Here is a 15,011-nt window from a genome sequence, read left to right as displayed (position 1 = left end):
CAAGGTTCGTGTCTCCACGAACCTCAAAGTCAATTTCATTTTCAGATTAATATTGGCATTGATCTTATTAAGTGGAACTGCATTCGCACAATCGCGCACCAGAACCAGCTTTAACAAAGATTGGAAATTCTTTTTAGGGGACGAGCCAAATGCGAAATCTCCAACCCACAATGATCTGAAGTGGAGGAAACTCACTTTACCGCACGATTGGAGCATTGAAGGTAAGTTTGATGAGAAAAACCCTGCCAAACCTGAGGGCGGTGGCTTACCTACTGGAATTGGTTGGTACAGAAAAGAGTTTATTGCTCCAGTTAATTTTAAAGATAGATTAATCACGATCGAATTCGATGGCGTATATAAAAACAGCGAGGTTTGGATTAACGGACAGTATCTGGGAAAAAGGCCTTACGGTTACAGCTCTTTTTCTTATGAGATCAGCAAATGCTTAAAAGTGGGGAAAAATAGCATTGCAGTTAAAGTTGATAATTCAGCACAGCCCGATTCGCGCTGGTATTCAGGTTCTGGGATTTATAGAAATGTATGGTTAACATCAGCTGCTGCTGTTTCCATTAAACGCAATGGCACTTTTGTGAAAACCTCTATAATCAGTGGGGATAGCGGCCAAAGCAGCGAAAGCAGAAAATTAAAACCTGGTGAAGGTATCGCATCAGTAAATGCGGAAGTCGAAATTGAAAATAAATTCAAAACAAAAGGTGCTTATAAAATCCTGACGACCATTTTGGATGATAAAAATATCCAACTGCAAAAAAAGGAATGGCCGCTCAATACAAGTGAAACTTCTACAACAATAATGATTAATGGTCTTGGAATAGCTAATCCTAAACTGTGGTCTGTTGATCATCCTATAATGTACAGGTTGGTGGTAGAAATTGCACAAGCTGATGGGAAGATTATTGATCAATATACAACACCTTTTGGGCTTCGTGAGTTCAATTTCGATGCCGTTAAAGGCTTTTCATTAAACGGAAAACCAATGAAAATTTTAGGTGTTTGTTTGCATCACGATTTAGGTGCCCTGGGTGCTGCCGTAAATGTGAGGGCTATGGAACGCCAGCTGGAAATAATGAAAGCAATGGGGGTGAACGCTATCCGCACAGCGCATAATCCACCTGCGCCTGAGTTTTTAGATTTATGCGATAAAATGGGTTTTCTGGTTATGGATGAGGCTTTCGATATGTGGGTGAAAAAGAAAACCAAAAACGATTACCACCTCGATTTTCCAGCGTGGCATAAAAAAGATCTGGAAGATATGATTAAACGCGACCGTAACCACCCATCCATAATTCTATGGAGTATCGGTAACGAAATCCGCGAACAGTTTGATAGTACAGGTGTGGCAATTACAAAAGAATTAGTGGGTATTGTTAAAAATCTTGACAAAACACGTCCCGTAATTTCAGCACTAACTGAAACAAAAGCCGAAAAGAATTTTATCTACCAGGCCAATGCGCTTGATATTTATGGATTAAACTACAACCACAAACTGTATAAAGATTTCCCTACAAACTACCCTGGAGTCAAATTTTTAGCAACAGAAACTACTTCTGCGCTAGAAACCAGAGGTTTTTACGATACAGCCGATACCATCCGCCGTTGGCCTAAAGACGGAAAAACAAAGTTTACCGAAGGTAACAGCGAATGGTCGGCATCCGCTTACGACAATGTTTCAGCCTATTGGGGTTCTACACACGAAGAAACCTGGGCAGCAGCTAAAAAATACGACCATGTGTCTGGCTTATTTGTGTGGACAGGTTTCGATTACCTGGGTGAGCCACTACCATACCCATGGCCAGCAAGAAGTTCATATTTCGGTATCGTCGATTTGGCAGGTTTCCCGAAAGATTCATATTACATGTACCAAAGCGAGTGGACAGACAAACCTGTGTTACACCTTCTGCCTCATTGGAACTGGAAACAAGGAAAATCGGTTGAAGTATGGGCTTATTACAACAATGCCGATGAGGTAGAATTGTACCTGAACGGAAAATCACTAGGAAAAAAATCAAAACAAGGCGATGATTTACATGTGCACTGGAATGTGCCTTTTGAGCCTGGAACTTTAAAAGCAGTATCCCGCAAAAACGGCAAAGATGTTTTAGCACGTGAAGTGAAAACCGCAGGAGATCCGGCAAAAATTGAATTAATCGCGGATAGAAAAAATATTAAAGCGGATGGTAAGGATTTATCGTTTATAACCGTTTGCGTTTTAGACGCTGCTGGTAACGTAGTGCCTGATGCGGATAATCTGGTTGATTTTAAAGTTGAAGGTGCTGGTTTTATTGCTGGTGTTGATAATGGGTTTCAGGCCAGCCTGGAGCCTTTCAAAGCCAATTACCGCAAAGCTTTCCATGGTTTATGTTTAGCCATTCTTCAATCAACAGAAAAATCCGGAACCATAAAATTAACAGCTGCATCAGCTGGTTTAACATCCTCATCAATAATTATAAAAACAAGTAAATAGAATAACAGAAATGAATCTATCGGTTAGTGTCTCACCGGCCGAAATAAATAAAATAAAAACATGATCGGTGGAGACACCAACCATTAGATAAAAATAAAGTGGAGAAGATAATTAATTTAAAAGGAATAACCTGGAACCATAGCCGTGGGCTTTTGCCTATGGTGGCTACGGCACAGCGATTTTCAGAATTGTACCCTAATGTAAACATCACCTGGGAGAAAAGAAGTTTGCAGCAATTTGCCGATTTTTCAATCCAGGAATTGGCAGAACGATTTGATCTGTTGGTTATCGATCATCCCTGGGCAGGTTTTGCCGCAAAAACAAAATCAATTGTGCCTTTAGACCTATACCTTTCTCAAGAATATTTGAAAGATCAGGAGGAAAATTCGGTGGGTCAATCTTATGAAAGTTATTTTTATAATGAACACTTGTGGGCACTACCGATAGATGCGGCAACTCCTGTAGCCGCTTCTAGACCGGATTTGCTAGCCGAAAAAGGCTTAGCATTGCCTAAATCATTCGAAGATCTACTTGCACTTGCCGATAAAGGTTTAGTGGCCTTTGCAGGTATTCCGATTGATGTTTTAATGAATTTTTATACCCTTTGCTGCTCTTTGGGTGAAGATCCTTGTGAAAAGGATGAGCAGGTGGTTTCTAAGGAAATTGGTGTTAGGGCTTTACAAATGTACCGTGAACTGGCGTCGAAAATAGATAAAGCAAACTTCAAGAGAAACCCGATCCAGGTATATGAAGCAATGACTTTAACCAACGAAATTGCATATTGCCCGTTTGCTTATGGCTACTCAAACTATTCGCGTAATGGTTATGCCCGCAAAACCTTGCATTTTCACGATATGATTTCTTTAGATGGTAAAACCAACCTGAGAAGCACTTTGGGTGGAACAGGTTTAGCCATTTCTTCGAGATGCGAAGCATTAGAGATTGCGGCCAAATATGTAGAATTTGTAGGTTCACCTGCTTGTCAGTCTACTTTGTTTTTCGAGAGTGGTGGTCAACCCGGGCATTTAGCCGCGTGGAAAAACGAAGAAGTTAACCGCCAGAGTCAGCATTATTTTCTGAATACTTTACCGGCCTTACAAAGAGCTTTTCTCCGTCCACGTTACCATGGTTCGATGTATTTTCAAGACCATGCGGGCGATGTGGTGCGCGATTATTTAATAAATGGCGGAGATGAAATTCAGGTTTTATCGGTTATGAACAAATTGTATCAGCAATCTAAAAGTTTAGTGTTATCATGAACAGACCGCTGGAAGGACTTTTGATTTTAGAGTTTTGCCAATTTTTGGCAGGACCATCGGCAGGATTAAAACTGGCCGATTTAGGTGCCCGTGTGATTAAAATCGAACGACCAAAAACAGGCGATGCTTGCAGGTCTTTATCCATCAAGAATCTTTTCGTTGATGAAGATAGTTTGCTTTTTCACACCATTAACCGGAATAAAGAAAGTTATACCGCCGATTTAAAAAATCCGGAAGATTTAGAAAAACTTAAAAAATTAATCGGTAAGGCTGATGTGATGACGCATAATTTCCGTCCCGGTGTGATGGAGAAAATTGGTCTGGATTATGAAAACGTTCAAAAAATCAATCCAAAAATTGTTTACGGGATGGTAACCGGCTATGGGAGTGAAGGCCCATGGAAAAACAAGCCAGGTCAGGATTTATTGGTACAATCCGTTTCAGGATTAACTTTTCTATCGGGTGTTGATGTAGACGGACCAGTGCCTTTCGGACTTTCTGTTTCGGACATTATGTGCGGAAACCATTTGGCACAAGGTATTATGGCTGCTTTAATTAAAAGGGCAAAAACCAATAAAAGTGTTTTGGTTGAGGTGAGTTTGCTCGAATCCATTTTAGATGTACAGTTTGAAGTATTAACCACCTACTTAAATGATGGCGGTAAATTGCCCGATAGAAGCGGAGCAAAAGGCAGTGCGCACGCTTACTTAAGCGCTCCTTATGGCATGTACGAAACCAATGATGGTTATATTGCCATGGCCATGGGCAACCTGCCAAATATCTGTACGATTATCAATTGTGATATTACTGACTTATACGTTGAGGCAGGTTCAGCATTTGAAAACCGCGATAAATTAATTGTCCGCCTGGCCGAAACCTTTAAAAAAGAGGGTACAAAATATTGGGTTAATCTTTTGGAAGGCCATGGCATTTGGTGCGCAGAAGTATTAAATTATCAAACTGCAACAGCCACGAATACTTATAAAAGCCTACAGATTGAACAAGAATTGGATTTAGATGATGGCAAAAAAATAAAGACAACAGTAAGCCCGATTAGACTGCATAATGAAAAGTTATTTGCCAGTAAAGCAGCGCCAAAACTTGGTTTTGATACGGCTGGGATTAATAAAGAGTTTGAATTAAATTAATAAAAATGATCGTCATTTCGACTGGAGCGCAGCGGAATGGAGAAATCTATATAGAGCAGTATGGCTAATAGATCTCTCCTCCGAAGGAGTTCCTTTGGAACACTGCGGTCGAGATGACGATCGTTCTAATAGAAATAAACGATGTAAAAAGATTTGTGGAGACCACGAATCACAACGTCAATAAAATTAAACACAAGGTCGTCATTTCGATCCGATAGCTATCGGATGGAGCGCAGTCCTGAAGTTTCGGGAGAGAAATCTATATAGAGCAGTATGGCTAATAGATCTCTCCACTACGGTCGAGATGACGATTGCATTTAGTGAAGTGACGATTTAAAAAATAAATTATGCTACCGCTTGAAGATTATTTAGTTATCGATTTCAGCCAGTTCCTATCGGGGCCATCAGCAAGTTTGCGCCTGGCCGATTTGGGGGCACGTGTAATCAAAATTGAGCGTTTGGGTGTAGGCGACATTTGCCGCACGCTCTATACCTCAAATCTGATTATGAACGGCGAATCATCTGTTTTTCATGCCATCAACAGGAATAAAGAAAGTTTTGAAGTTGATTTAAAACGCGAAGAAGATTGTGACATGGTACGCGAACTGCTTAAAAAAGCAGATGTAATGATCCATAATTTCCGACCAGGGGTAATGGAGCGTTTAGGTTTCGATTATCAATCCGTAATCGCTTTAAATCCAACCCTAATTTATGGCGAAATTTCAGGCTATGGCAACAGCACGGAATGGAAAAACAAACCTGGTCAGGATTTACTTTTGCAATCGGTTACCGGCTTAACCGCTTTAACCGGAAATGCCGATAGTGGCCCTGTAGCAATGGGTTTATCGATTATTGATATGTTGGCAGGCGCGCATTTGGCGCAGGGAATCCTGGCCTGTTTATACCGAAAAGCGTTAAAAAAAGAAGGTGGTTTTGTGCAGATCAGCATGATGGAATCTGCTTACGATTTTCAGTTTGAAACCATCACCACTTTTATGAATGATGGCGGATCTTTGCCTCAACGTTCTAAAAAGAACAATGCAAATGCATATTTAGGCGCTCCTTATGGGATTTATCAAACAGAAAACGGATATTTAGCCCTGGCGATGGCTTCCATTCCACAGCTCGGCAAGCTGCTTGGCTGCGAACCATTAGAAGATTACATCGAAATCGCCGAGGCATTCGATAAACGGGATGAGATTAAGGCCATTTTGGCTGATTATCTTTTATCTGCGACTACCGAAAAATGGCTTTCTATTTTAGAACCTGCCGATATTTGGTGTGCAGATGTGTTAAACTGGAATGCTTTAATGGCCCATGAGGGTTTTAAGGTTTTGAAGATGGTTCAGGAAGTGGAAATGATTGATGGTTACAGATATGAAACCACCAGATGCCCGATCCGCATTGATGGCGAATTATTAACTTCAGCAATTGGTTCGCCAAAATTAGGACAGGATAATGAGAATATTATCAAAGAATTTATAACCAAGCATACCACTGCAAATGCATAACCAAATAGAAACTTTCAGGATAGCCGTTCGTAAATTTGCGCCATTTGAAGCTGCGATGCAGAAATTCTGGGAACAATATTGTCTCAGTTCGGGCTGTACACTAAAGCTGGATATGGTGGTAATGGACCTGCACGAACTTTACGACAATACCATCACTCAAAAAGGATTGGCAAACGGCGATTTTGATATTGCGCACATCAGTACCGATTGGGTGTTGGAAGGCTATTCAGGCAATGATTTCGAAGTTTTAAATCCCTACATCAACAAAAACAAACCCGACGATTTCCCGAGGGGATGGAGCAAATCGCTTTTAGGACTGCAGCGTTTCGGCTGGGAAGTGGTTGGCCTGCCATTTCATGATGGGCCAGAATGTTTTATTTATAGAAAAGACCTGTTCGAAAGTGAAACCGAAAAGGCCCGATATTTTGCTCAATTCGGCAAAACCTTAGCAATCCCCAAAACCTGGGAAGATTTTCATCAGATTGCCCGTTTTTTTAACCGTCCCGAACAAAATTTATATGGCAGTATTTTCGCCTGTTATCCCGATGGCCACAATACCGTTTTCGATTTTGCACTGCAATTATGGACGAGGGGCGACACACTGGTTGACAAACATGGTTTTATCCAGATCAATACACAAGCGGCGATTGACGGGCTTAATTTCTATCGGACAATTGTGAATGACAAAACCGCTGTTCACCCAAAATCAGCAGCATTCGAATCTGTAGCCGCAGGAATAGCCTTTTCACAAGGTGAAGCCGCTATGATGATCAATTGGTTCGGTTTTGCAGCGATGTGCGAAGTAGATGCAAATTCAAAAGTGAAAGGCAATATAGGTGTTGAACTTTTACCTTCGGCCAATAATGAAAAATCAGCTTCTTTAAACGTATACTGGCTTTACACCATTGCTAAGGGTAGTAAACACAAAGATATCGCATACGATTTTCTTCGTTTTGCCTTAGCCAGAGAACAAGATAAACAGCTCACTTTAGCAGGTGGGATTGGTTGCCGGATTTCGACCTGGAAAGATGAAGAAATCAACCAGGTTATTCCTTATTACCATAAACTAGAGCAATTACACGAGGTAGCCAATATGTTGCCACAGAAACAAAATTGGGCTGCTATTGCCGCCATTATCGACCAAACGGTGTTGCAGGCCATCAATACCGATGCCGCAACCGAAGAACTCATCCAGCTCGCACAGAACCAGATTAATGAAATTGACAAATGAGTATTGATATCAAATATAAACCCCAACTCCCGCAGACCAAACAGCCCATCATTATTATTGGTGCAGGGGGGATAGTAGCAGATGCACATCTGCCAGCGTATAAAATTGCCGGTTTTGAGGTGCATGGCATTGTAAACCGGACCAAAGAACGGGCACAGAAATTAGCAGATGCTTTTGGAATTCCAAATGTCTATAATTCTGTGGCCGAAGCCGTAAAATTGGCCCCAGCAAATGCTGTTTACGATTTAACCATCATGCCTGAGCAATATATCGAAACATTAAAGCAATTGCCCGATGGAAGTGCGGTGTTAATTCAAAAACCCATGGGCGATGATTTTTCACAGGCAAAAGAAATTCTCGAACTCTGCAGAACCAAGAATTTAAAAGCAGCTATAAACTTCCAGTTGCGTTTTGCGCCATTTGTAAGTGCCGCAAAATACATCATAGATAAAGGTTTAATCGGAGAATTATACGATATGGAAGTCCGCGTAACAATTAAAACGCCCTGGGAGATTTTTCCACATGTAATTATTCATCCACGCTTAGAAATTCAATACCATAGCATTCATTATGTCGATTTGATCCGTTCGTTTTTGGGCAATCCCGAGAGTATTTTAGCAAAAACCCTAAAACATCCGGCTAAAAGCTTGTCATCATCTCGTTCTACAATCTTATTTGATTATGGTGATACGATGCATGCGGTAATCAACACCAACCATGACCATGATTTTGGTCCGAAGCACCAGGAAAGTTATATTAAGTGGGAGGGAACTAGAGGGGCAATTGTAGCTAAAATCGGGCTATTAATGGATTACCCTCATGGTGTACCAGATGTTTTTGAATATTGTATTGTAGAAGATGGAAAATCTGCGGAATGGCAAACCGTTAAACTGGAGGGCTCTTGGTTTCCAGAGGCATTTATAGGCACGATGGCCAATTTGATGCGCTATAATGAAGGTTCAACCGATGTTTTAAATACCAGTGTAGAAGATGTGATTCAAACCATGGCGGTTGTAGAAAGTGCCTACCAATCGAGTGATATTGGCGGCGTAAAGGTAAAAGAACGATTAAATAAATAGAACGTCATTGGGAGGTATGGACTGAGTGAGCCAACCTGTGCAGATTTTTATCGGTAAAGCAATCTGTTTTGCAAGAAAGATTGCTTCGTTTCGATGAAAAATCGAAAACTCGCAATGACGGAATTATAGATAAAAAACACAAAATCGTCCTCGTTTGTAACGAGGATGCAGTAGAAAAGCGATTGCATCGCTTATAAAAAGTTAAAAACTATGTATTTCAAATCAACATTTTTTGAAGATTATCAATTACAGGATAAACGTGTAACACTAGGTCGTACAATAACCGAAACCGATTTTGTAGTTCATGCAGGTCATACCGGCGATTTCTTTCCACATCATATGGATGCCGAATGGTGTGCAACACAACCTTTCAAACAAAGAATTGCGCATGGAACGATGATTTTTAGTATTGGTATCGGTTTAACCGCATCAGAAATCAATCCAGAAGCCATGAGCAAAGGCTATGATAAATTACGCTTTGTAAAACCTGTTTATATTGGTGATACCATTCATTCTGAAATCACAATCTCTGAAAAAGGAGAGAGCAAAAGGCCAGAATATGGTACTGTAACCGAGCATGTAGAAATCATCAACCAACATGGAGAAGTTGTACTTGTTTGCGACCATCTTTTGGTGGTGAAAAAGATTCATTAGTTCAATCGTCAATAGTTCATTGGTCTGGGCGCCTATATCGACAGTCTTACCAGACATAATTAACACCAATGAACCGATGACTAATGAACTATTGACCAATGGACAAATGACTAATGAACTATTGACTAATGAACCAATGACAAATGAACTAAACCAATGAACCAATGACAAATGAACTAAACCAATGAACCAATGACTAATGAACCAATAAACACACAGCCAGAAATTGTAACTGAGGGCGATCCGTCATCAGGAAAAAAGTATTTATTACCGTTTATACTCGTAATCAGCTTGTTTTTCCTTTGGGGAATGGCACATAACCTCGATTCAATCTTAATTCCGCACCTAAAGAAAGCCTGTAACCTCAATAACCGACAATCTACATTGATTGATACTTCTGTTTTCTTTGCCTATTTTTTAATGGCTATTCCTGCCGGAATGATTTTGAAAAAGTGGGGTTATAAAGCAACCATGATCTCAGGTTTACTAGCTTTTGCTTTCGGTGCGTTTTTATTTGTGCCGGCTGCCAATAACTTATCATACATTACATTTTTAATTGCGCTTTTCATTATTGGCTGTGGTTTAACGATGCTCGAAACTTCTGCTAATCCTTATGCTGCTGTATTGGGTGATCCTGCGAAAGCAACGAGCAGATTAAACCTTGCTGCATCTTTCAACGGACTGGCTGCTATGGTGGCACCAATGATTGGCGGATTGTTTATCCTCTCAGGTAAATCGCACACCAAAGAAGAATTGGCAGCAATGACAGAAGTTAGTAGAAACAGTTACTTTCTTGAAGAGGCTGCATCGGTTAAAACACCTTACATTACACTAGGGATCGTTTTATTGGTCATTGCTATTATATTTTATTTTATCCACCTTCCCGAAATTAAAACCAAAAGTATTGATGGAGAAGCAAAAGGAAGTTTTTTTGGCTCACTACGCCATAAACATCTCAGGTGGGCTGTGATTGCTCAGTTTTTCTACGTAGGTGCACAAGTTTGTGTAACCAGTTTCTTTATTAGGATGGCACAACAGGGCGGTGGTTTTGACGAAAAAACAGCTGCATCATATTTGGTCGTTTATGGATTTTTATTTACCGCTGGCCGTTTCGCTGGAACGGCGCTCTTACAGTTCATATCTTCAAATAAATTACTTGTAATTTATGCCGTTATATCAATAATCTTGTGTCTGGTTGCCATTTTAGGTAAAGGTTCTTATGTAGTTTATGCGCTGGGTGCTATCGGATTCTTTATGTCAATTATGTTCCCAACCATTTTCGCGTTAGGGATTGAGGGTATAGGCGACGATACCAAGCCAGGGTCATCATGGTTAATCATGTCGATTGTAGGTGGCGCAATCCTACCATTCGGTATGGGAAGTTTAATCGATATGTATGGAGATAATATTCAGATCGGCTACAGTATTCCGCTTGTCTGTTTTGTGGTTATTCTTTATTTCGGATTAAGAGGTTATAAAATCGCACACAAATAAATATAAGTCCGTCATCCGATAGCTATCGGATGCGAGGAGGCACAACGTGACAATTTATTCTTGATTGTTTCGCAGGTTGAAAGCCACCTTTGGTATTATAAAAAAGTAGAAAAAATGAAATTTAGGTTTAGCAAGATTTTAATATTCATTCTGTTGTTTTGCTTTTGCTTTGCATCAATTGCTGGTGCACAACCGAACGAAAGTGCAAAACCTTGGGTATTTTGGTATTGGGTAAAAGGGGGAGTATCAAAAGAAGGCATCACTGCCGACCTGGAAGCGATGAAATTAAATGGTATTGGGGGTGCTTATTTAATGAGCATTCAAGGACCCGATAAAATGCCTGTTTATTCGCCACCCGCAGTTCAGCTGACGCCAGAATGGTGGAAAATGGTTGAGTTTGCCATGACTGAGGCTAAACGGTTAGAGCTGAAATTAGGCATGCATGTGAGCGATGGTTTCGCACTAGCAGGTGGCCCATGGATAACACCGGAACTTTCGATGCAGAAAGTAGTCTGGTCTAAAATAAATACCAGTAATACAGCCAATAAGATCAGTTTACCTCAACCAGAATTTAAAGAAAATTATTATAAAGATATTGCCGTTTACGCTTACCCTTCACCAACTGGTGAAAGCATATCAACAAGAACCGTTATCCCAAAAATTACAGCGAGCAATGGAGCCGATGCCACAGGCCTGGTTCAACCAGGGAATAAGAAAAATTTTGGTTCAAATGAGCCCTGTTATATTCAGTACGAATTTGCGAAGCCCTTTACCTGCCGTACCGTAACCATTAAAGTTAGCGGTAACAATTATCAGGCGCAGCGTTTGGTCATTGAGGTAAGTGATGACGGGAAAAATTTCCGATCTATTGGTAGGTTAGAAGCACCCCGTCATGGCTGGCAGGATACCGATGAAGATATTACCCATTCCATTGTACCTACCACCGCTAAGTTTTTTAGGTTTATTTATGATAAAAAGGGATCAGAACCAGGTTCAGAGGATTTAGATGCAGCCAAATGGAAGCCATCATTAAAGCTCGTGAATCTCGAATTATCTTCCGAAGCACAGCTCAATCAGTTCGAGGGCAAAAATGGTTCAGTTTGGCGGATCAGTAAGAGAAGCACAGCGGCAGAAATTGCCAAAAACCTGTGTGTACCATTGAATAAGATCATTAACCTAACGGATAAATTAAATCCGGATGGAACCTTACACTGGAAAGCGCCGAAAGGAAACTGGACAATTTTACGGATCGGGCATACCTCAACCGGGCATTCCAATGCAACAGGTGGCGGTGGTAAAGGATTGGAATGTGATAAATTTAATCCGGAAGCCGTAAAATTACAGTTCGAGAATTGGTATGGTGAAGCTTTAAAACATGGCGGACCAGAAATAGCCAAAAAAGTTCTAAGCGTTTTCCATGTAGACAGTTGGGAATGTGGCAGCCAGAATTGGTCGCCAGTATTTAAAGCAGAATTTTTAAAGCGAAGAGGTTACGATTTAACACCTTATTTACCCATCATGACCGGATTACCTGTAGAGAATGTATCCGTGTCCGAAAATTTCCTTTACGATGTTAGAAAAACGATTTCAGAATTGGTTGTCGACCAGTTTTATAAAACGCTGGCTAAGCTGGCAAAGGATAAGGGGGTAACTTTTACGGCCGAAAGTATTGCACCAACCATGATGAGTGACGGATTGATGCACTACAAAACGGTTGACATTCCAATGGGCGAGTTTTGGTTAAACAGCCCGACACATGATAAACCGAATGATATGTTGGATGCCATTTCTGGAGCGCATATTTATGGTAAAAACATCATCCAGGCCGAGGCTTTTACCACCGTTCGAATGGACTGGAACGAAAGTCCAGCCAATATGAAAACCCTACAGGATCGTAATTACGCTTTAGGGATCAATAAACTGGTGTATCACGTTTTTACACATAATCCCTGGATTGATCGGAAACCTGGAATGACCTTAGATGGTGTTGGCCTATATTTTCAACGCGACCAAACCTGGTGGAAAGCCGGAAAGGCATGGATAGAATATGCAGAAAGAACGCAAAACCTGTTACAACAAGGCAAGCCAGTTGTCGATATCGCGGTTTTCACCGGTGAAGAATTACCGCGCCGTTCGGTCTTACCTGATCGTTTGGTAGAAACCTTGCCCGGTATTTTTGGTGCAGATGTAGTGGACGCTGAAAAGAAACGCCTCGCAAATGTTGGTGAACCTTTAAGGCAGATTCCGGCTGGTGTTACCCATTCTGCAAATATGGCCGATCCTGAAAATTGGGTAAATCCATTACGTGGATATGCTTACGATAGTTTTAATCCCGATGTGTTAAGTACAGCAACTGTTAAAGATGGCAATGTTGTTTTCGAAAGTGGGGCAACCTATAAAATTTTGGTAATACCGGGTAACATGAAAATGAACCCGAATTATCAGCATATGAGTTATACAACTGTAAAAAAAATATTTGAGTTAATTATAGCGGGAGCTAATGTGATTGTAGCAGACAAACCTTTGTATCAAAATGGTTTACAACAAGTTAGCAAATCTGCGTTTAACTCGGCAGTGGATGAAATTTGGAAGAATAATTTTCATGAGATAAATAATAATAATCATCCTGTTTTAACGAAAGTAATGGATAAAGGCAATCTGTTTAAAGCTCCTTTTAATGCCGATAATTTTAAACTTGTAGGAATTGAACCAGATCTTTATGTAACGGAAACTAATCCGAACAGTAAGCCAATTACTTATGCAAAAAAAGTTGCTTATACTCACAGGAAAACTGATAAAAAGGATATTTATTTTATTTCCAATCAAGAGGCTAAAGAAAGAAATTTTAGGTTTTCATTTCGTGTAACCCATAAAATACCACAAGTTTATGATGCTGTTGCCGATAAGTTAACTGACATTAATAATTGGTCTAATGAAGGAGAGCGAACGGTCTTTACTTATAAAATCGCTCCTAACCAAAGTTTATTTTTTCTCTTCGAAAAGGAAACTCATAAAACTCAATTTAATAGTGGCAACAACTGGTCGAGCTTCAAAACCATTCAGGATATTTCCAAAAGCTGGCAGGCGAAATTCGATATGGCTTATGCTGGCCCATCAAAACCTGTAATTTTTAACGACTTAAGCGATTGGACATTAAATGCCGATAGCTTGGTTAAATATTATTCAGGAACTGCAGTTTATACCAAAACCTTCAACTTTAACGGAGAGCTTAAAGATAAAATCTGGCTTGATTTAGGCGAATTCTCCAGTATTGCCGAAGTAAAAATCAATGGAATAAACTGCGGTACTTTGTGGACTGCTCCGTACCGTTTAGAAATCAGTAAAGCCATTAAAAAAGGCGAGAACCAAATTACCATTGAAGTGACAAATACCTGGGCTAACCGTTTAATAGGTGATAACAAATTGCCAGAAAATAAAAGAATGACCAAAACAACCGCACCTTTCCGATTGGAAGGCAAACCTTTAAATCCTGCAGGATTATTAGGGCCAGTGGTGATACAAGTGGAAGAGTAATCGGAATTTAATATTTCAAAATAAATGAAAAAAATAATTGTGTTAATTCTGGCTTTTACCCAAACTATTGTTTACGCTCAACAAAAGAAGGTGAAGGATAATTTTAATGTCCAGATCAGGCTAGAAAAGGGCGATTTAAATAAAGATGGTTTAACCGACAAAACCGTAATTATGATGGATACGATTGATACAACGGTCCCATTAAGGTTACAAATATTTTTATTACAGCCAAATAAGAAATTTAAAATGGTTTTCTCTTCAACTGATGTAATTGAACCCCAATATGTAAACGGTGTACATACTAAAAATCAAATCCCTTATTTTTTTATTGAAAACGGATTTTTATTAATGAACACTGAAAAAAATGATGTTCGCTTTGAGTATAAATTCATCTATAAAAATGGAATTTTTCAATTGATTAAAGTCTCTAGTGTAGTTTATGATGGGCAAAATTCGACAACTGAAACTGCATTTGATCTTTTAACAGGAGTAAGAACTGAAACGACAACGTTATTAGGTTCCGAAAAAATCCTAAAGAAAAATATAAAGAAACGAATGATCAGGCCATTACCTACGCTTCAGAATCTAAAGACATTTGGCCATAAATTAGATTAATACA

10 protein-coding genes are annotated in these 15,011 nt (G+C 39.9%); all 10 read left to right on the top strand.

The window, feature by feature from the left end; genetic code table 11:
• Window positions 1-52 precede the first annotated feature (52 nt).
• The 10 genes from AC07VK_RS05555 to AC07VK_RS05510 all read left to right on the top strand — a co-directional run bounded on the left by AC07VK_RS05555 (window position 53) and on the right by AC07VK_RS05510 (window position 15,007).
• The gene (locus AC07VK_RS05555) at window positions 53-2,482 is read left to right on the top strand and encodes a glycoside hydrolase family 2 TIM barrel-domain containing protein (protein WP_494939784.1); all 2,430 of its coding nucleotides are present in this window, start codon (window positions 53-55) and stop codon (window positions 2,480-2,482) included.
• A gap of 98 nt (window positions 2,483-2,580) precedes the next feature.
• Window positions 2,581-3,741 carry an ABC transporter substrate-binding protein gene (locus AC07VK_RS05550; RefSeq protein WP_492958903.1) on the top strand — a complete coding sequence of 387 codons (1,161 nt, stop codon included), beginning with the start codon at window positions 2,581-2,583 and terminating at the stop codon, window positions 3,739-3,741.
• Window positions 3,738-4,889, top strand: a complete 1,152-nt coding sequence (locus AC07VK_RS05545; RefSeq protein ID WP_492958901.1) for a CaiB/BaiF CoA transferase family protein — start codon at window positions 3,738-3,740, stop codon at window positions 4,887-4,889. The genes AC07VK_RS05550 and AC07VK_RS05545 overlap by 4 nt, the downstream gene beginning before the upstream one ends.
• Before the next feature lie 347 nt (window positions 4,890-5,236).
• Window positions 5,237-6,400, top strand: a complete 1,164-nt coding sequence (locus tag AC07VK_RS05540) for a CaiB/BaiF CoA transferase family protein (RefSeq protein ID WP_492958899.1) — start codon at window positions 5,237-5,239, stop codon at window positions 6,398-6,400.
• Entirely contained in the window at window positions 6,393-7,631 is a 1,239-nt protein-coding gene (locus AC07VK_RS05535) for an extracellular solute-binding protein (protein ID WP_492958897.1), read from the top strand. The genes AC07VK_RS05540 and AC07VK_RS05535 overlap by 8 nt, the downstream gene beginning before the upstream one ends.
• A complete protein-coding gene (locus AC07VK_RS05530) occupies window positions 7,628-8,710 on the top strand; it encodes a Gfo/Idh/MocA family protein (RefSeq protein WP_492952368.1) in 1,083 nt (360 codons plus the stop codon). The genes AC07VK_RS05535 and AC07VK_RS05530 overlap by 4 nt, the downstream gene beginning before the upstream one ends.
• 210 nt (window positions 8,711-8,920) lie before the next feature.
• Window positions 8,921-9,364 (top strand): MaoC/PaaZ C-terminal domain-containing protein, encoded by a 444-nt coding sequence (locus AC07VK_RS05525; RefSeq protein WP_492958895.1) that lies wholly within the window; start codon window positions 8,921-8,923, stop codon window positions 9,362-9,364.
• Between the two features lie 192 nt (window positions 9,365-9,556).
• Window positions 9,557-10,858, top strand: a complete 1,302-nt coding sequence (gene fucP, locus AC07VK_RS05520; RefSeq protein ID WP_492952370.1) for an L-fucose:H+ symporter permease — start codon at window positions 9,557-9,559, stop codon at window positions 10,856-10,858.
• 114 nt (window positions 10,859-10,972) lie between these two features.
• Window positions 10,973-14,392, top strand: a complete 3,420-nt coding sequence (locus AC07VK_RS05515) for a glycosyl hydrolase (protein WP_492958893.1) — start codon at window positions 10,973-10,975, stop codon at window positions 14,390-14,392.
• 24 nt (window positions 14,393-14,416) lie between these two features.
• Entirely contained in the window at window positions 14,417-15,007 is a 591-nt protein-coding gene (locus AC07VK_RS05510) for a hypothetical protein (RefSeq protein WP_492958891.1), read from the top strand.
• Window positions 15,008-15,011: the final 4 nt, after the last annotated feature.

The sequence above is a fragment of the Pedobacter sp. GW821-FHT01D05 genome, assembly GCF_059422505.1.
Note: the sequence above shows the minus strand (reverse complement) of the source record. Positions and strands in the feature narration are given on the sequence as shown.

Excerpts from the sequence above, each read along its gene's own strand:
- AC07VK_RS05525 (WP_492958895.1), top strand. The coding sequence starts at position 8,921 with ATGTATTTCAAATCAACATTTTTTGAAGATTATCAATTACAGGATAAA.
- fucP (WP_492952370.1), top strand. The coding sequence starts at position 9,557 with ATGACTAATGAACCAATAAACACACAGCCAGAAATTGTAACTGAGGGC.
- AC07VK_RS05545 (WP_492958901.1), top strand. The coding sequence starts at position 3,738 with ATGAACAGACCGCTGGAAGGACTTTTGATTTTAGAGTTTTGCCAATTT.
- AC07VK_RS05515 (WP_492958893.1), top strand. The coding sequence starts at position 10,973 with ATGAAATTTAGGTTTAGCAAGATTTTAATATTCATTCTGTTGTTTTGC.
- AC07VK_RS05510 (WP_492958891.1), top strand. The coding sequence starts at position 14,417 with ATGAAAAAAATAATTGTGTTAATTCTGGCTTTTACCCAAACTATTGTT.
- AC07VK_RS05540 (WP_492958899.1), top strand. The coding sequence starts at position 5,237 with ATGCTACCGCTTGAAGATTATTTAGTTATCGATTTCAGCCAGTTCCTA.
- AC07VK_RS05535 (WP_492958897.1), top strand. The coding sequence starts at position 6,393 with ATGCATAACCAAATAGAAACTTTCAGGATAGCCGTTCGTAAATTTGCG.
- AC07VK_RS05530 (WP_492952368.1), top strand. The coding sequence starts at position 7,628 with ATGAGTATTGATATCAAATATAAACCCCAACTCCCGCAGACCAAACAG.